Raw genomic sequence first — 18,789 nt, 5'->3', positions numbered from 1 at the left:
CTTGGGAGAGAGCCGTGCGCTAAAAGTTGGCATTAATGCAGGCTAAGTCGCCTTGCACTTTAAGAATAGATGACGACGCCAGGTTTTCCAGTCCGCAGCAAAAGTGGCCTGAAAAAAAGCGTTAGCCTGTCCTTAAACACAAAAACCGCAATGCTTCCGAAGAGAAGCCTGCGGTTTTTTTATTGGAAGCGGGAAGCTAGCAGAGCGTATTGGCGCGCTCAATAAACGGCGCCAGACTCATCTTCTGCCCTGGGTTAGCCGGGTCATCAACCTGGATTATGGAAATCGGCTGGCCGTTGCTCTTACCGCTGTCGACCTGCTGCTGTGCCACGTCGTTCAGGGGATACTGCACCAGCGTGCTTGGGTTGATGGCATACAGCGCATGGCCTGGACGGCAGGTCAGCATCACCTCTTCCCGGTTAAACGCCCATTTATCTTTACCCATTTCAAACCGGCTAACGGTGATCACCTGCGGTGCCGCCAGCGCCGTGCCGGAACAGGCCAGCAATAAGAGAGAAAGTACTGTTTTTTTCATTGTGTTCCACCTCGTCAGAAGGGTTCCCAGGTCGCGAACAGGCTGACTGCCGCCAGAACCAGCGCCCCCAGCACAACCTCAGTCTGCGTCATCCTGATAAAATAACGTTGCTCACGTCCGTCGCCAGAACGAAATCGCGGCACCAGAACATACCGATTCACCAGCGCAATTACCACCATCATTGCCACCAGCGCACATTTCAACAACAGCAGCCGCCCCCATGCCGACTGCCACGGCGCAACCCAGCCCTGGATCAGCAGGGTATTGATCGCCCCGGTGAGTACCACCCCGGCGACGGCCAGATGACCATAGCGCGAGAAGCGCATCATGGTATAGATGGCGGCCTCCCGCCAGCGTCCGCGCGACAGGCGCAGGCAAAAGAGCAGCGGCAATAAGCCACCCAGCCAGACGGCCGCACACAGCAGATGCAGGCCATGATTGCTGCGCTGCACTCTCCCCAGAATGCCCTCATGCATCGCCGCATGCCCGACGCCCGCCAGCAGGATAAACTGCGCGGCGGTAAACAGCAGGATCAGCGGAACGGCTTTTCGCGGTTCCAGCCAGGCAATCAAGAAGGTCATCAGGGCCAGGATAATCTGCCATAGCCAGATCCGGCCAAACTGGGTGGTGAGTACTGCAAGCCAGGTTGGCGCGCTAATAACATCCTGCCAGCCATCGCCCATCATCCCGCCCTGTAGCGCCAGCATCATCACTGCTGAGAGCAGGGCAACAGAAGCGATCGCTTTTTGCTGGCGACGAAAACGGCGCGCCAGCAGACGCCGCAGCGAGACAGGTGCCAGCCAGGCGCCGTAAAGGGCGTTGCCGAAAAGCACCATCAGGGCGGAAAAATGGACAAAACGCAGCGTAACGTAGCAGAACGCCAGCATTTTACTTCACGCTAAAACGGTAGCTACCCTGGGTTTTATGACCATCCACGGAGACCACATGCCAGTCCACCCGGTAGGTGCCTGCCGTCAGCGGAGAGTTTAATGGCACGATCAGCTGGGTCGGGTCCTTCTCATTGCGTTTTACCGCACCGGTTTCAGCGGGCTGCTGTTTATCATCCGTGACGGAAACCCCGCTAAACCGCGGCTCGATCCCCTCGGAGAAGTTGAGCGTTAATGCCTGGGGCGCCGCGTCAACGGCGGCATCAGCCGCGGGGTATTGATGCTGCAAATGGGCATGAGCAAAGACAACCGGCGTCGTCAACGTAGTCAATAACAGAGTCAGCGTGCAGAGAGCACGGGAAAGGGGTATCGCCATCACATACATTCCTTTTTGTTATGCCTGATTGTCAGAGGATAACTCTGTATAATGATCCAGTCGAGGATCATCCTGCCCGGGCTTGTCAATGCGCCGCCGTTTGGGTAACGTTGGCCCGCAATTGAAGGAGACCCTTATGAAGACTAATCTCGCCACCCTCCCCCAGGAGGAGATGGACAAAGTGAATGTAGATTTGGCCGCTGCGGGCGTAGCTTTTAAAGAGCGCTATAACATGCCGGTTATCGCTGAGGTGGTAGAGCGGGAACAACCGGCGCACCTGCGCGACTGGTTTCGCGAGCGACTGATTGCGCATCGATTAACCTCTGTTAACCTCTCGCGCCTGCCGTGGGAGCCGAAAGTTAAGTAACCTTACCCGCTGTTACAGTTCCTTACACAGATTATGCCAGGATAAAAAGCCCTGATTCATTTAGGGGCTTTATGAATCTCTGCGACTCCGTGCATAAGGAAATCACGATGTCTCACTGGACTATTGCGGCTGCTCAGTACCAGCCGACCCATCACTGCGTGGACGACCACGTATCACACCATCTGCGTTTTATCACCGCCGCCGCACGCCAGCAGTGCAATTTGCTGCTCTTTCCGGAACTCTCGTTAACCGGCCCGGTCTTACCAGACAGCCAACTCCCTGCCCCACCTGCTCGCCAGCAGCTCGCGCCGCTGCATGAGGCCGTTCAGGCGTGTAACCTCTCGGTTATTGCCGGGATCACGGTGGACGATAACGGCCAGCGTCAGCGTGGGCTGGCGTGGTTTAGCCCGGAACGGCCCCAGGCCATTCTCTACCCGCATGGCGCAGGTGCCTGTCTGGAGAGTCGACACAGCAGCGGCCTGTCTCTAGTCGATGCTCACGCCGAGCCGCCCAATATCACCCCCAACGCCACGCTGTTTACCCGCGGCATGGCGGTGAGTGAAGCTGAAAGGCCCGCCTCCTTTGCACAGTGGCAGCGTTTTGCCCATCGCTACGGGATTGCGGTGCTGGTGGCCAATCACGACGGCGGTAGCGCCCTGTGGGATGCGCGCGGGCAGTTAATCCTTCGCGCCGATCCCGGCGAGCTGTTATTAACGGGTCGCTATGTAGAGCAGAGTTGGCAAGGTGAGATCATTCCATTACGCTAAACCTTTTACGGCCAGGAGAGAGCCATGCTACGTGTCATCGACACCGAAACCTGCGATCTGCAGGGAGGGATTGTGGAAGTGGCGTCTGTCGATGTTGTGAACGGGCAGATCGTTAACCCATGCAGCCATCTGGTGCGTCCGGATCGCCCCATCAGCCCGCAGGCGATGGCGATTCACCGCATCACCGAGGCGATGGTGGCCGACAAACCCTGGATTGAAGAGGTGATCCCGCACTATCACGGCAGCCAGTGGTATGTGGCGCATAACGCCAGCTTCGATCGCCGCGTTCTGCCCGAGATGCCGGGAGAATGGATCTGTACCATGAAGCTGGCCCGGCGCGTATGGCCGGGGATCAAATACAGCAATATGGCGCTCTATAAGTCGCGCAAACTCAGCGTCAGGACGCCGGAAGGGCTGCATCATCACCGCGCCCTGTACGACTGCTATATTACCGCCGCGTTGCTGATTGATATCATGAACACCACCGGCTGGACCCCGGATGAGATGGCCGACATCACCGGACGGCCGGCGCTGTTGACCACCTTTACCTTCGGTAAATATCGCGGGAAAGCGGTAGCGGAGGTGGCAGACAAAGATCCGGGCTATCTGCGCTGGCTGTATAACAACCTCGACAGAATGAGCCCCGAGCTGCGCCTCACCCTGAAGCACTATCTGGGCGGATCCTGATCCGCCTCTCCAGACCGGGCGGTCAGTGTCTCCTGCGCCAGGCCGACGATAAACGCATACTCCAGCGCCACCCCTTCATAGGATTTAAAGCGCCCGGATTTCCCGCCGTGTCCGGCATCCATGTCGGTACAGAGCAGCAATAAATTATCGTCGGTCTTCATCTCACGCAGTTTCGCCACCCACTTCGCGGGCTCCCAGTACTGCACCTGGGAGTCATGCAGGCCGGTGGTGACCAGCATGTGCGGATAGGCCTTCGCCTCCACATTGTCATAAGGGCTGTAGGCTTTCATGTAGCGGTAGTAGGTCGGATCCTGCGGGTTGCCCCACTCCTCATACTCTCCAATGGTCAACGGGATGGACTCGTCGAGCATGGTGGTCAGCACATCGACAAAGGGCACCTGCGCCACCACGCCTTTAAACAGCCCCGGGCGTTCGTTGATCACGGTACCCATCAGCATGCCGCCCGCGCTGCCCCCCATCGCGAAGCACTGTTTCCTGTCGCCATACCCCAGCTCCAGCAGCCCATCGCAGACATCGAGATAGTCGTTGAAGGTGTTTTTCTTTTTCAGGAATTTGCCGTCCTCATACCACTTCTGCCCCAGCTCGCCGCCGCCGCGAATATGGGCGATAGCAAAGACGAAGCCCCGGTCGAGCAGGCTTAAGCGGCTGCTGCTGAAATCGGCGTCGATGCTGGAACCATAAGAACCGTAGCCGTAGATGAGGATCGGGTTTTTGCCCTTGCGGAAATGGTGCTTATGGTAGACCAGCGAAACCGGCACTTCGGTGCCGTCGCGAGCTACAATCCAGACGTGCTCGCTGCGGTAGAGTTCAGCATTAAAGCCTTTGACCTCGGCCTGCTTCAGCACCTTGCGCTGCCCGGTGTCCATATCCAGCTCGAACAGGGTATCGGGAGTGGTCATGGAGGAGTAACCGTAGCGCAGGCGCGACGTTTCCGGCTCCGGGTTATAGCCAATCCAGGTTACGTAGGCGGGATCGTCGAAGGCGATACCGATCACCTCCCGGGTTTTGCGGTTTATCTGCCGCAGGCTGGTCAGCCCGCGCTGGCGCTCTTCCACCACCAGCCAGTCGGTAAAGAGGGTAAAGCCTTCAAGCATCACCTGCTCGCGCGGCGGGATCAGCACTTCCCATTTGCGTTCGTCGCGCACTTTGGTTTTGTAAAGGCCAAAGTTTTTGCCCTCCCGGTTGGAGCGCAGATAGAAGGTGTGCTGGAAGTGGTCGAGACTGTACTCGTGATCCTTGCGGCGCGGCATAAAGCACAGCGGCTGGGCGTCCGGCAGTTCGGCATCCAGCAGCAGCACCTCGGTAGTGGTGGCGCTGGCGAGGAAGATAATCACGTAGTGTTTCGACGTGGTCTTGTGCAGGCTGACGTAAAAGGTTTCGTCTTTCTCCTCATAAACCAGCTCGTCGCTGGTGGACGCGGTGCCTACCGTATGCCGCCAGACCTGAAAAGGGTGCAGCGTGGTGGCATGCTTTTTGATGTAATAGACGGTCTCCGAGTCGTTGGCCCAGATAAAATCGGGGGAGACGTTGTCGAGCATCTCGGGATACCAGTTCCCGGACTCCAGATTGCGGAACCGTAAGCCGTACTGCCGTCGGGAGAGGTAGTCTTCGGTCAGGGCCATAATGGCGTTATCCGGCGACACCGCCATGCCGCCCAGGGTATAAAACTCGCTGTGCGACGCCCGCTGGTTGGCATCCAGCAGCGTTTCCCACTCCTCCCACTCGGCGCAGAGCACCGACTGCCGCTGATAGATGGCGTATTCGTTACCGGGCTCATAGACGTGTCGGTATCGATAGCCGTTGCGACTCCAGGGCGCCGAGACGTCACGCTGCGGAACGCGCTCTACCATTTCGTTAAGCAGACGGTCCTGCAGCGCCTGCTGCGTCGACATGACCCTGCGGCCATAGTCATTTTCATCGTGGAGGTAATCCAGCACCTCCGCCTGTGAGCGGGTATCGTCGCGCAACCAGTAATAGTTGTCGATACGCGTGTCACCGTGCGCGGTGAGAGCGTGCGGTATGCGTTGGGCTTTAGGTGGCATGTCAGTATGATTCTTTTACGTTTAACACCCTATAAGGTTGGCAAAACATGCGCACGATGCAAGCGAAACGGGATACCCGGGGGTAAAAAGTTAGCCGGGGAGCGCCTGTTTTTGCTGACGAATATCCTGCTCAATGCCTTCCCGGACCTCGGTCGGGATTTTCAGCGCATCGCCCAGCGCATTGAGATAGCTGCGTTCCATAAAGTGATCGATATCGATCGCCGCGCAGCTCAGGAAATAGAGCTCCAACGCTTCCTCTTCATTTTTTATCCCCTGCGCCAGTCGTTGCGGATCCAGCGGCTGCTCGATGGCCTGGGCCACCAGCGCCCTGCCCTGCTCCTCCACGCCCGCTTCCCGCAGCTGCTGCTCAATGGCGGCGCGCTCTCGATCGTCAATGTGCCCGTCGCTCTTCGCCGCAAAGACCAGGGCCAGGATCAGCCTTTCGCTGCGCACATCCAGTGCAGAGGCCTGCTGACCAAACTGCGGTTCATCCTGATGGGCAGAACGCACCTTGTCCTTGTACTTATTCCATAGCACGGTGCCGGCAATGGCCCCGCCGCCCGCCAGCAGGGCACCGGTGCCGTATTTCGCCAGCAGCTTACGCGAAGATTTATTCGCCACCAGCAGTCCGGCAAGGCCGCCAAGCGCCCCTGGCGCCAGCATTTTGCTCAGCCCTTCTCCCGAGGATGACCCCGCTTTCTGCCCCAGCAGCGACTGTAATTGATTCAACCAGTTTGACATGATTTCCCTCACTTAACGGTGCATGAATCTCACAGCCTAAGCGAGGGGATGTCAGGAAATGTCTGCGGCGACAAAAGAAGCGAAAATTCACTTTTTCGCTGACAGGTACTGCGCGCTGCCCGCGTTACAGTCCACCTTCACCTGATAATGGATATCGGTGTTTTTGCCCCGCACCGTCAGCGGCACGGTCCAGCGATCTTTTTCACCCTTCACCTCCTTCGGGTTGATCCACGCTACCGGGTCGGCCATCCCCAGCGTCTTTTGATCGTCCGCCCAGCGCACGATGCGGTTTTGCAGATAGTCCCGCTTCACGCTGGCGGCAATCCCCTCGGCATCCTGACCTTCACAGGTCGGAAACTTCACGGTTTTCTCATCGGCGGCCTGCGCCGTCAGGCTGGCACCCAGCAGCGCCAGCGCCATCACGACCCCTGTTTTGTTCATCACGATCTCCTGTATTGGCTCCCCAAAAGCATGGTCGAAAAATATGACGATGCAAATAACCGCCTGTCGGCACGGCGGATTTTCGCGAAACAAGACAGACGCAAACGTTTTCGTTTATACTGCGCGCAACTTTTTCAGGGGGATGATTATGACTCGTTTAGGAACTGCGCTGCGCCCGGCAGCGACGCGCGTAATGTTGCTCGGATCCGGTGAACTGGGCAAAGAAGTGGCCATCGAGTGCCAGCGCTTAGGGATTGAAGTGATCGCCGTCGATCGCTATGCCGATGCCCCGGCCATGCACGTTGCCCATCGCTCGCACGTCATTAATATGCTCGATGGCGACGCCCTGCGCGCGGTGATTGCCGCAGAAAAACCGCACTTCGTGGTGCCGGAAATCGAAGCCATCGCCACCGATACCCTGCTGGCGCTGGAAGCCGAAGGCCAGCACGTGGTGCCCTGTGCCCGCGCCGCGAAGCTGACCATGAACCGGGAAGGTATTCGCCGCCTGGCCGCGGAAGAGCTGGCTTTGCCTACCTCCCGCTACCGTTTTGCCGATAGCAAGAGCGATTTTCTGCAGGCGGTGAACGACATTGGCTACCCGTGCATCATTAAGCCGGTGATGAGCTCCTCCGGCAAAGGACAGAGCTTTGTGCGCAGCGCCGACCAGCTGGATCAGGCCTGGGATTACGCCCAACAGGGGGGCCGCGCCGGTGCCGGCCGGGTCATCGTTGAGGGGGTGGTGCAGTTTGATTTTGAGATTACCCTCCTGACCGTCAGCGCCGTCGATGGGGTGCACTTCTGCGATCCGATTGGCCATCGTCAGGAAGATGGCGACTACCGTGAATCCTGGCAGCCGCAGCGGATGAGCCCGCTGGCCCGGGCGCGCGCCGAGGAGATCTCCCGCAAAGTGGTGCTGGCCCTGGGCGGCCACGGGCTGTTTGGCGTCGAGCTGTTCGTCTGTGGCGACGAGGTAATTTTCAGCGAAGTCTCCCCACGTCCGCACGATACCGGCATGGTGACCCTGATCTCGCAGGACCTCTCCGAGTTTGCCCTGCACGTCCGTGCCTTCCTCGGCCTGCCGGTAGGTGGCGTGCGTCAGTATGGTCCCGCGGCATCGGCGGTGATCCTGCCCCAGCTGACCAGCCAGAACGTCACCTTTGATAACGTTGATGCGGCAGTGGGCGCGGGCCTGCAGCTGCGTCTGTTCGGTAAGCCAGAAATCGAAGGTTCGCGTCGCTTAGGCGTGGCGCTGGCAACGGGCGAAGATGTGGAAACCGCAATAGAGCGGGCGAAACAGGCCGCCGCCAGCGTGCAGGTAGCAGGATAAAAAAACGGGCCACTAGGCCCGTTTTTTTTAGACATTTGACGTTTATCGTAGGCCGGGTAAGCGCAGCGCCTCCCGGCAAAAAACGCGCACAATACCTAAAGCTTACTGCTGCGCGCCTTCAACCGCTTCGCGCGCCAGCTTAGTGATGCGATCCCAGTCGCCCGCTTCCAGCGCATCCGCTGGAACCAGCCAGGAGCCACCGATGCACAGCACGCTTTTCAGCGCCAGATAGTCACGGTAGTTCGCCGGGGAGATGCCGCCAGTCGGGCAGAAACGCACGTTGGCGAACGGACCTGCGATAGCCTGCAGCGCTTTGGTGCCGCCGTTGGCTTCCGCCGGGAAGAATTTGAACTCTTTCAGGCCGTAGTCCAGACCCAGCATCAGCTCAGATACGGTGCTGATACCCGGGATCAGTGGAATGGAGCCTTCGGTTGCCGCTTTCAGCAGCGGCTCGGTCAGACCCGGGCTGATGGCGAACTGCGCACCGGCTTCGGTGACTTCAGCCAGCTGCTGAGGGTTCAGTACGGTACCTGCGCCGATGATGGCTTCCGGCACTTCTTTGGCGATGGCGCGAATCGCATCCATTGCACAGGCGGTACGCAGGGTCACTTCCAGGACGCGAACGCCACCGGCAACCAGCGCTTTCGCCATCGGCACAGCGTGTTCCAGCTTGTTAACCACGATCACCGGCACTACCGGGCCAGTTTTCAGGATTGCTTCTGCACTTGTATTCCAGTTTTTCATCAGAGTTTTTCTCTCGCCAGATCGATAATTCTTGTCGTCTTAAAACGTAATACAGGTCGCGCCCTGCTCTGCGCCCGAGAGGTTCTCGCGCAGCGCACTGAACATTTCGCGCCCCGTGCCCACGCGCGATGCGCTCAGGTCAGGAATATGTGGCTTACGTGCGGCAAGTACCGCCTCATCCACCAGTAAGGTCAACTCGCCGGTCTGACCGTTAACGCGGATGATGTCGCCATCGTACACTTTTGCCAGCAATCCACCGTCGTAAGCTTCCGGGGTGACATGGATGGCAGAAGGCACTTTACCTGATGCGCCGGAGAGGCGTCCATCGGTTACTAACGCAATTTTGAAACAGCGGTCCAATAATACACCAAGTGGCGGCATTAGTTTATGTAATTCTGGCATGCCGTTCGCTTTTGGTCCCTGATGACGGACCACAACCACGCAATCTTTGTCCAGCAGACCGGCTTCAAATGCCGGCAGCACGTCATGCTGACTCTCGAACACAATCGCCGGGGCCTCAATAACCTGGTTTTCCACCGGCACCGCAGAGGTCTTCATTACCGCCCGACCCAGGTTGCCGTTCAGCACTTTGGTGCCGCCGTGGTGAGAGAATGGCTTGTCGAAGGTGGCGATCACGCTCTCATCCAGCGAAGCCTGAGCCCCTTCACGCCAGTCCAGCTCGCCATCGTTCAGCCACGGCTCCAGGGTGTAACGCTGCAGGCCAAAACCGGCCACCGTGTTGACGTCTTCATGCAGCAGACCGCCCTTCATCAGCTCGCGCATCAGCACCGGTACGCCGCCCGCCGCCTGGAAGTGGTTAATGTCTGCCGGGCCGTTCGGGTAGAGACGGGTCATCAGCGGCACCGCTTCAGACAGATCGGAGAAATCGTCCCAGTTGATGAGAATGCCCGCAGCACGGGCCATCGCCACCATGTGCATGGTGTGGTTGGTGGAGCCGCCGGTCGCCAGCAGAGCCACGATACCGTTGACCACCACTTTTTCATCAACCATTTTACCGAGCGGCATCCACTCGTTGCCGTTACCGGTCAGGCGGGTCACCTGCCGCGCCGCTGCGGCGGTCAGGGCTTCACGCAGCGGTGCATCCGGGTGGACAAACGACGAGCCCGGCAGCTGCATTCCCATAAATTCCACCACCATCTGGTTGGTGTTGGCGGTACCGTAAAACGTACAGGTGCCCGGCGCGTGATAGGACGCCGCTTCCGACTCCAGCAGCGCCATGCGATCCACTTTGCCTTCGGCATACAGCTGGCGAATGCGCACTTTCTCTTTATTAGCCAGACCGCTGGCCATCGGGCCTGACGGCACGAACAGCGCAGGAAGATGACCAAACGACAGGGCCGCCATCGCCAGCCCCGGAACAATCTTGTCGCACACGCCGAGGTACAGCGCGCCATCAAACATGTTATGCGACAGGCCGACCGCGGCGGACATGGCGATCACTTCCCGGCTCAGCAGCGAGAGTTCCATCCCGTCCTGACCCTGGGTCACGCCGTCGCACATCGCAGGCACCCCGCCCGCGACCTGGCCCACGGCATTGGCCTGGTGCAGCGCTTTCCGAATGATGTCCGGGTAGGTCTCATACGGCTGATGCGCCGAGAGCATGTCGTTGTAGGAGGTGATGATGCCGATATTGTTACGCAGCATGCTTTTCAGCGAGGCTTTATCTTCTGGCTGGCAGGCGGCAAAACCATGCGCCAGGTTACCGCAGGCCAGCTGCGAACGATGGACCGTATCGGTCTTCGCCTGCTGAATGCGCGCGAGGTAGGCTGAACGGGTCTTTTTCGAGCGCTCAACAATGCGCTGTGTTACCCGTAACAAAGTCGAATTCATAGAAGCTCCTGTCATTTATCTGTCCGCGCTCTGGAATTAACAAAGTGTTTAGCAGGCTATAACATCGCTGAAACGCTTGATTGCCGGAGCTCTGGGGCAAAATCGCTTCCGGCAGTGTAATAAAAAAAGCTCCGGGTGGAAATCCACACGGAGCTTAAATGGTTATTTATTGTGCGCTGGCCTGAGCCAGATCATGTTACCGGTAAAATAACCCCTAAGGATTAGCGGTTAATTTACTCAAACTCGTTCCAGGAGCGGCCGTCACGGGTGATCATCGCCACAGAGGCAACCGGTCCCCAGGTACCCGCCTGATAAGGTTTCGGTGCATCCTGATCCGCAGCCCAGGCTTCGGTGATGGAGTCGACCCATTTCCACGCCTCTTCCACTTCGTCACGACGCACAAACAGGGCCTGGATCCCACGCATGGTTTCCAGAAGCAGACGTTCGTACGCATCCGCCAGATGGTTCTGGTTGAAGGTTTCGGAGTAGCTCAGATCCAGCTTGGTGGTCTGCAGGTTGTGTTTGTGATCCAGGCCCGGCACCTTGTTCAGCACCTGAATATCCACGCCCTCGTCCGGCTGCAGACGGATGGTCAGTTTGTTCTGCGGCAGCTCCTGCCAGGACTCTTTGAACAGGTTCAGTTCCGGATTTTTGAAGTAGACAACCACTTCAGAGCATTTGGCCGGCAGACGTTTACCGGTGCGCAGGTAGAAAGGCACTCCCGCCCAACGCCAGTTGTCGATATCCACGCGGATGGCGACGAAAGTTTCGGTGCTGCTGGTTTTATTCGCGCCCTCTTCTTCCAGATAGCCCGGCACTTTTTTACCCTGGGCGAAACCGGCGGTGTACTGACCGCGGACGGTTTTCTCACGCACGTTGGAGCGATCGATGCGTCGCAGGGACTTCAGCACTTTCACCTTCTCATCGCGAATGCTGTCTGCAGAGAGATCTGACGGCGGTGCCATGGCGATCATGCAGAGGATTTGCAGCAGGTGGTTCTGGATCATGTCGCGCATCTGACCGGCCTGGTCAAAGTAACCCCAGCGCCCTTCAATCCCCACCTCTTCCGCCACGGTGATCTCCACGTGGTCGATAGTGCGGTTATCCCAGTTATTCACAAACAGGGAGTTGGCAAAACGCAGCGCCAGCAGGTTGAGCACCGTCTCTTTACCGAGGTAGTGGTCGATACGATAAACCTGGCACTCTTCAAAGTATTCCCCGACCTGGTCGTTAATTTCACGGGAGGTCGCCAGCGAGGTACCCAGCGGTTTTTCCATGACCACGCGTGCCGGCTTGGCGTTCAGTTTTGCTTCGCCGAGCCCTTTGCAGATGGCGCCGAAGGTGCTTGGCGGCATGGCGAAATAGTTGATGGTGACGCGATTTTTTTGATCGAGCATCGCGCCCAGATCGGCAAAGGCCGACGTGTCGTTCACGTCGAGGTTGCAGAAATCGAGACGTCCACTCAGCGTATCCCACAAACTTTCATCGATCTTCTCCTTCATGAAAGTTTCCAGCGCTTCGCGCACCACTTTGGTATACGCGTCTTTATCCCAGTCGGCACGGCCCACGCCCAGGATGCGCGTCTCCGGGTGGATCTGACCCGCTTTTTCCAGTTGATACAGGGAAGGCAGCAATTTCCGGCGTGCAAGATCGCCTTTCGCGCCGAAAATGACCAGGTCACATGCCTGGGCTGTTTGCGTTACCGCCATGTCATTCTCCTCAGTTGGATATCCTGGTGCTTTTGCCAGAATATCGTTGTAATTTTATTACATGCACTCTACTGCTTTTATGTCATTCCCGAAACCATTTGCACTTATCCTCGCGTGCGATACGGCGATATTTCGTCAGGGGATCGCGCCGCGCGGGGTAATAACGGTGAAACGGGCGAAACTTTGTTCTGTCAGGCCGTTGCTAAAATCCGACAGCGATCAAGTAATGAAAAAAAACAACAACATTTTTTTCGGGGTTTGCCCTTTTCGGCAAATCACAGGCGTATATTCTTGCTAATTCGAATCGCGATTTCACCCCTTAATGAAATCGTTTCCACCGATGAGCGCCGTGTTAATAATGAACATGCTGGAAAAAATCCAGTTTCAACTGGAACACCTTAGCAAATCCGAGCGAAAAGTGGCTGAAGTAATTCTCGCCGCCCCCGCTCAGGCCATTCATTCCAGCATCGCCACTCTGGCCCAGGAGTCGGGGGTCAGCGAACCGACCGTCAACCGCTTCTGCCGCAGTATGGAGACGCGTGGCTTTCCTGATTTTAAACTGCATCTGGCGCAGAGTCTGGCTAACGGTACCCCCTATGTAAACCGCAATGTCGATGAAGACGACAGCGTGGAGGCCTATACCGGCAAAATTTTTGAATCGGCAATGGCGACGCTGGACCAGGTCCGCCAGTCGCTGGATATGGGGTCGGTTAACCGGGCCGTCGATCTACTGACTCAGGCGAAGAAAATTGCCTTCTTTGGTCTCGGGTCGTCAGCAGCCGTCGCTCACGATGCAATGAACAAATTTTTTCGCTTTAATGTCCCGGTTATCTATTCCGACGACATCGTGCTGCAACGCATGAGCTGTATGAATTGTAACGAAGATGACGTGGTGGTGCTGATATCGCATACTGGTCGTACCAAAAGTCTGGTTGAGCTGGCCCAGCTGGCGCGTGAAAACGATGCCATGGTAATTGCTCTCACCACCACCGGTACGCCGCTGGCGCATGAAGCGACGCTGGCGATCACTCTCGACGTGCCGGAAGACACCGACATCTACATGCCGATGGTGTCGCGTCTGGCGCAGTTAACCGTCATCGACGTGCTGGCTACCGGCTTTACCCTGCGCCGCGGGGCGAAATTCAGAGATAACTTGAAGCGCGTCAAAGAAGCGCTCAAGGAATCGCGTTTTGATAAAGAATTGTTCATCAAGGGTGAAGTTCCCTGATCGTCAATTATAAAGTTGTTACTTTTTTCGGCATTCGGTAAGTTTCCTGTTGGTATTACGGCGGACAACGTGCCGAATCATCGTTCACGCAACACCAGGTTGTTTCAGACAACGGAGTATTACATGTCCAGAAGGCTTCGCAGAACCAAGATCGTTACCACCTTAGGCCCGGCTACTGACCGCGATAATAACCTCGAGAAAATCATCGCTGCAGGTGCCAACGTGGTACGTATGAACTTTTCTCACGGGACACCGGAAGATCATAAATTACGTGCAGATAAGGTCCGTGAGATCGCGGCAAAACTGGGACGTCATGTAGCTATCCTCGGTGACCTTCAGGGTCCCAAAATCCGCGTATCGACCTTCAAAGAAGGCAAAGTTTTCCTCAATATCGGTGACAAGTTCCTCCTCGACGCCAACCTGAGCAAAGGCGAAGGCGACAAAGAGAAAGTGGGGATCGACTATAAAGGCCTGCCTGCTGACGTGGTGCCGGGCGATATCCTGCTGCTCGACGACGGTCGCGTTCAGCTGAAAGTGCTGGAAGTTCAGGGCATGAAGGTGTTCACCGAAGTAACCGTTGGCGGCCCGCTCTCCAACAATAAAGGCATCAACAAACTGGGCGGCGGTCTCTCTGCTGAAGCTCTGACCGAAAAAGACAAAGCCGACATCCTCACCGCGGCTGAGATTGGCGTTGACTACCTCGCCGTCTCCTTCCCGCGCTGTGGCGAAGATCTGAACTACGCCCGCCGTCTGGCGCGCGACGCAGGTTGCGATGCCAAAATCGTCGCCAAAGTGGAACGTGCGGAAGCGGTCTGCAGCCAGGACGCGATGGATGACATTATCCTCGCCTCTGACGTGGTGATGGTGGCCCGTGGTGACCTGGGCGTTGAGATTGGCGACCCGGAACTGGTCGGGATCCAGAAGGCGCTGATCCGCCGTGCCCGTCAGCTGAACCGCTCCGTGATCACCGCCACCCAGATGATGGAGTCGATGATCACCAACCCAATGCCGACCCGTGCGGAAGTCATGGACGTGGCGAACGCCGTGCTCGACGGTACCGATGCGGTGATGCTGTCAGCCGAAACCGCTGCCGGCCAGTATCCGGCGGAAACCGTGGCCGCGATGGCGCGCGTCTGCCTGGGGGCAGAGAAGATCCCAAGCATCAACGTCTCCAAGCACCGTCTGGACATTCAGTTCGACAACGTGGAAGAAGCCATTGCGATGTCAGCGATGTACGCGGCTAACCACCTGAAGGGCGTAACCGCGATCATCACCATGACCGAATCCGGCCGTACCGCGCTGATGACCTCGCGTATCAGCTCCGGCCTGCCGATTTTCGCTATGTCCCGTCATGAGCGCACCCTGAATCTGACCGCGCTGTACCGCGGCGTGACGCCGGTGTTCTTCGACAGCAACAGCGACGGCGTGGCGGCGGCGAACGATGCCGTGAATCTGCTGCGCGACAAAGGCTATCTGGTTTCCGGGGATATCGTCATCGTGACCCAGGGCGATGTGATGAGCACCATTGGCTCAACTAACACCACCCGCGTGATGACCGTCGAATAATACGGCGGTTTTGCCGGGTGGCGCTGCGCTTACCCGGCCTACAGGTTCGTAGGCCCGTGCAAGCGAAGCGCCGCCGGGCAAAAAAAATCCCCCGAGATGGGGGATTTTTTATTTCTTGGGATACAGCTCTTTGCGCTTGTAAGGCTCTTTCTCGCCCGGCTTGCGCGTCTTCAGCAGTTTCAGGATCCAGGTGTACTGCTCTACATGCGGTCCCACCAGAATCTCCACCTCTTCGTTCATCCGACGCGCAATGGTGTTGTCGTCGGCGGTGAGCAGATCGTCCATCGGCGGGCGGACTTCAATCGTCAGGCGATGGGTTTTGCCATCGTAAATCGGGAAGAGCGGGATCACCCGCGCCTGGCATACCTTCATCAACCGGCCAATCGCCGGTAGCGTGGCCTTATAGGTGGCAAAGAAATCGACAAACTCGCTATGTTCCGGCCCGTGATCCTGGTCCGGCAGATAATAGCCCCAGTAGCCCTGGCGCACGGATTTGATAAAGGGTTTGATGCCGTCGTTGCGGGCATGCAGGCGGCCGCCAAAGCGACGACGCACCGTATTCCATACATAATCGAAAACCTTGTTCCCCTGGTTGTGGAACATCGCCGCCATTTTTTGTCCCTGCGACGCCATCAGCATCGCCGGAATATCCACGCCCCAGCCGTGCGGCACCAGGAAGATCACCTTTTCGTCGTTGCGACGCATCTCCTCGATGATTTCCAGACCTTTCCAGTCAACGCGGCCGGCGACCTTTTCCGGCCCACGTAACGCCAGCTCGCCCATCATCGCCATCGCCTGTGGCGCGGTGGTGAACATCTCGTCAATGATCGCTTCGCGCTCCGCCTCACTCTTCTCCGGGAAGCAGTAGAAGAGGTTTATCTGCGCGCGGCGGCGGGCGCTTTTACCCAGCTTGCCCGCCAGACGTCCCACTTTACCAAGCAGTGGGTCGCGCACGGATGCCGGAAGCATTGCAATACCGGCAAAGGCATAAACACCCAGCCAGGCGCCCCAGAAGCGCGGATGACGAAAGGATTTCTCAAATTCAGGAATGTATTCACTGTTGTTTTTTTGGGTTTCCATGCTTTTTCCAGGGCGGGTGATGCTTAAAAGAGTAATGCGTTAGTTTAGCGAGGCAGTGCGCAAGGCACAAAAGAAAAAGCCGGTGCAGTAACGCACCGGCTTTTATCGCTGCAGTATTAATTAATACTGAGCTGCGGCATAACCTCTTTGACCTGCGCCAGATAATCGCTACGGTCCTTACCGGTCAACCCTTCAGTACGCGGCAGTTTCGCCGTTAACGGGTTGACCGCCTGCTGGTTGATCCACACTTCATAGTGCAGGTGCGGGCCGGTAGAACGCCCGGTATTGCCCGATAGCGCGATGCGATCGCCACGCTTCACCTTCTGCCCCGGCTTCACCAGCAGCTTACGCAGGTGCATATAGCGGGTGGTGTAGGTACGTCCATGACGCACGGCAACGTAATAGCCGGCGGCACCGCTGCGTTTTGCCATCACCACTTCGCCATCACCGACTGCCAGAACAGGTGTCCCCTGCGGCATAGCAAAGTCCACACCGCGGTGCGGGGCCACGCGGCCGGTAACTGGGTTCAGACGACGCGGGTTAAAGTTCGAGGAGACGCGGAACTGTTTCGAGGTCGGGAAGCGCAAGAAGCCTTTCGCCAGACCGGTCCCGTTGCGATCGTAGAATTTGCCGTCTTCGGCGCGGATCGCATAATAATCTTTCCCGTCAGAGCGTAAACGAACCCCGAGCAGCTGGCTCTGCTCGCGCTTGCCGTCCAGCATTTCGCGAGACATCAGCACCGACCAGGCATCGCCTTTTCTCAGCTTACGAAAGTCCATCTGCCACTGCATGGCTTTGATCACTGAACTGATTTCACCGCTGGTCAGACCCGCTTCACGCGCGCTGGCAACGAAACTGCCGCCGCCTAAGGTGCCTTTGATAGGGCTGTTAACCCAGTCGCCCTGCTGCATTTCGCTGCTCATCTTGAAACCGTTTTCAGCACGATCGTAGGTGCGGGTTTCACGACGGGAGACTTCCCAGGTCAGGCGCTGTAAATCGCCGCTGTCGGTCAGGGTCCATGAAAGCTGCTGACCAATTTTCAGGTTACGCAGATCTTTATCCGCGGCAGCAAGCCGGCTGATTTCGCCCATATCGATACCGTACTGGTTAAGCACGCTGCTTAAGGTATCGCCAGTTGAAACCACATATTCATGGACGCCGCTTTCAGGGGCGATTTTGTCATCCAGTTCATCCTGCGGAATAGCTTCTTCTTCCTGCGGGGCCTGGTCGATAGGTTCACTGGCTTCGGGCAACAGTGAGCGGATTTCGTTTCTTTCCAGTTCGATGGTCTTGATAACTGGCGTGGAATTTGGGTGGTAAATATAGGGCCGCCAGACGGCGACCGCTAAAGTGAGAACAGTAAGCGACCCCAGCATGACGCGGTGGGGCCGGGGCAGATTATTAAATGCCAGGGCGACAGAGCGGGCTATCTGTTGCACGTATTCACTTCCTCGTTAATCTCCTTTCAGGCAGCTCGCATACTGGTTCGCCAGTTGGCTGAGGAACTGCGAATAGCTCGCTTTGCTCAACTGGATAGAGGTTCCAAGTGGGTCAAGGGTGCCCATACGCACGGACGTACCCCTTGCCACGGCTTCAACGACCGCTGGCCTGAACTGTGGCTCAGCAAAAACGCAGGACGCTTTCTGCTCAACCAACTGTGTTCTGATTTCATGTAAACGCTGCGCACCGGGTTGAATTTCTGGATTGACGGTGAAATGGCCAAGCGGCGTGAGACCGTAATGTTTTTCATAGTAGCCATAGGCATCATGAAAAACGAAATATCCTTTACCTTTCAGTGGTGCGAGCTCGGTACCCACCTGCTTGTCGGTTGCGGCAAGTTGTGCCTCAAAATCCTTCAGGTTGGCGTCAAGTTTGGCTCGACTTTGCGGCATAAGTTCCACTAATTTTTCATGGATTGCAACCGCCGAAAGGCGTGCTATCTCTGGGGAAAGCCAAAGGTGCATATTGTACTCACCGTGATGGTGATGCTCGTCACCTTTTTCCCCTTCAGCACTCCCGTGATCGTGGTCATGATCGTCATCATCAGCCCCTTTCATGAGCAGCGGTTTCACACCCGTAAGATTAGAAATGTTAACCTGTTTAGCATCCGGCAGCTGGCTTGCAGACTTCTGCATGAAGGCTTCCATCTCTGGCCCAATCCAGACCACTAAGTCTGCGTTTTGTAAGCGTTTTACATCCGAAGGGCGCAGGGAATAGTCGTGTTCAGAGGCACCATCAGGCAGTAACACCTGGGTTTCCGTCACGCCATCTGCAATAGCGGAAGCGATAAAACCGAGCGGCTTAAGCGAAGCGACAACGGCGGCGTTAACATCTTGTGCTGTTGAACCCCAAAGGGCAGCGGATAATGCTGCGAAAAGAAGCGTATTTTTCTGTAACATAATGCGACTATTCATCGTAAT

Annotated in this window: 18 protein-coding genes; 6 read left to right on the top strand and 12 right to left on the bottom strand. The window is 57.1% G+C overall.

Going from position 1 to position 18,789, the window contains the following annotated elements; translation table 11 throughout:
* Nucleotides 1-196: 196 nt before the first annotated feature.
* Genes LRS40_RS16340 through yobA form a run of 3 tightly spaced genes read right to left on the bottom strand, consistent with a single transcriptional unit; the run spans nt 197 to nt 1,798 of the window.
* Nucleotides 197-535: a YebY family protein gene (locus LRS40_RS16340; protein ID WP_231312093.1), complete on the bottom strand. Its 339-nt coding sequence runs from the start codon at nt 533-535 to the stop codon at nt 197-199.
* Nucleotides 536-549: 14 nt separating this feature from the next.
* Complete coding sequence (gene copD / locus LRS40_RS16335; protein ID WP_231312092.1) at nt 550-1,422, bottom strand: copper homeostasis membrane protein CopD; 873 nt, start codon at nt 1,420-1,422, stop codon at nt 550-552.
* A 1-nt stretch (nt 1,423) separates the two neighbouring features.
* Nucleotides 1,424-1,798: a CopC domain-containing protein YobA gene (gene yobA, locus LRS40_RS16330; RefSeq protein ID WP_142489957.1), complete on the bottom strand. Its 375-nt coding sequence runs from the start codon at nt 1,796-1,798 to the stop codon at nt 1,424-1,426.
* Between the two features lie 136 nt (nt 1,799-1,934).
* Here yobA and LRS40_RS16325 point away from each other — a divergent pair, with 136 nt between their 5' ends.
* The 3 genes from LRS40_RS16325 to exoX all read left to right on the top strand — a co-directional run bounded on the left by LRS40_RS16325 (nt 1,935) and on the right by exoX (nt 3,619).
* Complete coding sequence (locus tag LRS40_RS16325) at nt 1,935-2,165, top strand: DNA polymerase III subunit theta (RefSeq protein WP_142489958.1); 231 nt, start codon at nt 1,935-1,937, stop codon at nt 2,163-2,165.
* Nucleotides 2,166-2,272: 107 nt separating this feature from the next.
* Nucleotides 2,273-2,932: a carbon-nitrogen hydrolase family protein gene (locus LRS40_RS16320; RefSeq protein WP_231312091.1), complete on the top strand. Its 660-nt coding sequence runs from the start codon at nt 2,273-2,275 to the stop codon at nt 2,930-2,932.
* A 24-nt stretch (nt 2,933-2,956) separates the two neighbouring features.
* Complete coding sequence (gene exoX / locus LRS40_RS16315; protein WP_142489960.1) at nt 2,957-3,619, top strand: exodeoxyribonuclease X; 663 nt, start codon at nt 2,957-2,959, stop codon at nt 3,617-3,619.
* Here the strand turns inward: exoX and ptrB are convergent.
* The 3 genes from ptrB to yebF all read right to left on the bottom strand — a co-directional run bounded on the left by ptrB (nt 3,601) and on the right by yebF (nt 6,864).
* A complete protein-coding gene (gene ptrB, locus LRS40_RS16310; RefSeq protein WP_231312090.1) occupies nt 3,601-5,682 on the bottom strand; it encodes an oligopeptidase B in 2,082 nt (693 codons plus the stop codon). The two genes, exoX and ptrB, sit on opposite strands and share 19 nt — an antisense overlap.
* 90 nt (nt 5,683-5,772) lie before the next feature.
* Nucleotides 5,773-6,423 carry a tellurite resistance TerB family protein gene (locus LRS40_RS16305; protein WP_156264049.1) on the bottom strand — a complete coding sequence of 217 codons (651 nt, stop codon included), beginning with the start codon at nt 6,421-6,423 and terminating at the stop codon, nt 5,773-5,775.
* An 87-nt stretch (nt 6,424-6,510) separates the two neighbouring features.
* The gene (yebF, locus tag LRS40_RS16300; RefSeq protein WP_231312089.1) at nt 6,511-6,864 is read right to left on the bottom strand and encodes a protein YebF; all 354 of its coding nucleotides are present in this window, start codon (nt 6,862-6,864) and stop codon (nt 6,511-6,513) included.
* A 148-nt stretch (nt 6,865-7,012) separates the two neighbouring features.
* Here yebF and purT point away from each other — a divergent pair, with 148 nt between their 5' ends.
* On the top strand, nt 7,013-8,191 hold the full coding sequence (gene purT / locus LRS40_RS16295) for a formate-dependent phosphoribosylglycinamide formyltransferase (protein ID WP_231312088.1): 1,179 nt from the start codon (nt 7,013-7,015) through the stop codon (nt 8,189-8,191).
* 102 nt (nt 8,192-8,293) lie between these two features.
* Here purT and LRS40_RS16290 read toward each other — a convergent pair whose 3' ends face one another.
* The 3 genes from LRS40_RS16290 to zwf form a co-directional block, all read right to left on the bottom strand.
* The gene (locus LRS40_RS16290) at nt 8,294-8,935 is read right to left on the bottom strand and encodes a bifunctional 4-hydroxy-2-oxoglutarate aldolase/2-dehydro-3-deoxy-phosphogluconate aldolase (protein WP_059307637.1); all 642 of its coding nucleotides are present in this window, start codon (nt 8,933-8,935) and stop codon (nt 8,294-8,296) included.
* A 39-nt stretch (nt 8,936-8,974) separates the two neighbouring features.
* Nucleotides 8,975-10,786, bottom strand: a complete 1,812-nt coding sequence (gene edd / locus LRS40_RS16285; RefSeq protein ID WP_156264053.1) for a phosphogluconate dehydratase — start codon at nt 10,784-10,786, stop codon at nt 8,975-8,977.
* Nucleotides 10,787-11,019: 233 nt separating this feature from the next.
* The gene (gene zwf / locus LRS40_RS16280; protein WP_142489966.1) at nt 11,020-12,495 is read right to left on the bottom strand and encodes a glucose-6-phosphate dehydrogenase; all 1,476 of its coding nucleotides are present in this window, start codon (nt 12,493-12,495) and stop codon (nt 11,020-11,022) included.
* Nucleotides 12,496-12,817: 322 nt separating this feature from the next.
* On the opposite strand from zwf, the gene LRS40_RS16275 reads away from it, so the two are divergent.
* Both LRS40_RS16275 and pyk read left to right on the top strand, forming a co-directional pair.
* On the top strand, nt 12,818-13,723 hold the full coding sequence (locus LRS40_RS16275) for a MurR/RpiR family transcriptional regulator (protein ID WP_231312087.1): 906 nt from the start codon (nt 12,818-12,820) through the stop codon (nt 13,721-13,723).
* Between the two features lie 123 nt (nt 13,724-13,846).
* Nucleotides 13,847-15,289, top strand: coding sequence for a pyruvate kinase (gene pyk / locus LRS40_RS16270; protein ID WP_106993322.1), 1,443 nt, complete (start codon nt 13,847-13,849; stop codon nt 15,287-15,289).
* A 108-nt stretch (nt 15,290-15,397) separates the two neighbouring features.
* Here pyk and lpxM read toward each other — a convergent pair whose 3' ends face one another.
* From lpxM to znuA, 3 genes are all read right to left on the bottom strand, one after another.
* Nucleotides 15,398-16,369 carry a lauroyl-Kdo(2)-lipid IV(A) myristoyltransferase gene (gene lpxM / locus LRS40_RS16265; RefSeq protein ID WP_231312086.1) on the bottom strand — a complete coding sequence of 324 codons (972 nt, stop codon included), beginning with the start codon at nt 16,367-16,369 and terminating at the stop codon, nt 15,398-15,400.
* 116 nt (nt 16,370-16,485) lie between these two features.
* Nucleotides 16,486-17,808, bottom strand: a complete 1,323-nt coding sequence (gene mepM / locus LRS40_RS16260; RefSeq protein WP_231312085.1) for a murein DD-endopeptidase MepM — start codon at nt 17,806-17,808, stop codon at nt 16,486-16,488.
* Nucleotides 17,809-17,823: 15 nt separating this feature from the next.
* Nucleotides 17,824-18,768 (bottom strand): zinc ABC transporter substrate-binding protein ZnuA, encoded by a 945-nt coding sequence (gene znuA / locus LRS40_RS16255; RefSeq protein ID WP_231312084.1) that lies wholly within the window; start codon nt 18,766-18,768, stop codon nt 17,824-17,826.
* Nucleotides 18,769-18,789 lie beyond the last annotated feature (21 nt).

It is taken from the genome of Leclercia sp. G3L (genome assembly GCF_021117075.1).
GTDB classification, from domain to species: domain Bacteria; phylum Pseudomonadota; class Gammaproteobacteria; order Enterobacterales; family Enterobacteriaceae; genus Enterobacter; species Enterobacter adecarboxylatus_C.
Note: the sequence above shows the minus strand (reverse complement) of the source record. Positions and strands in the feature narration are given on the sequence as shown.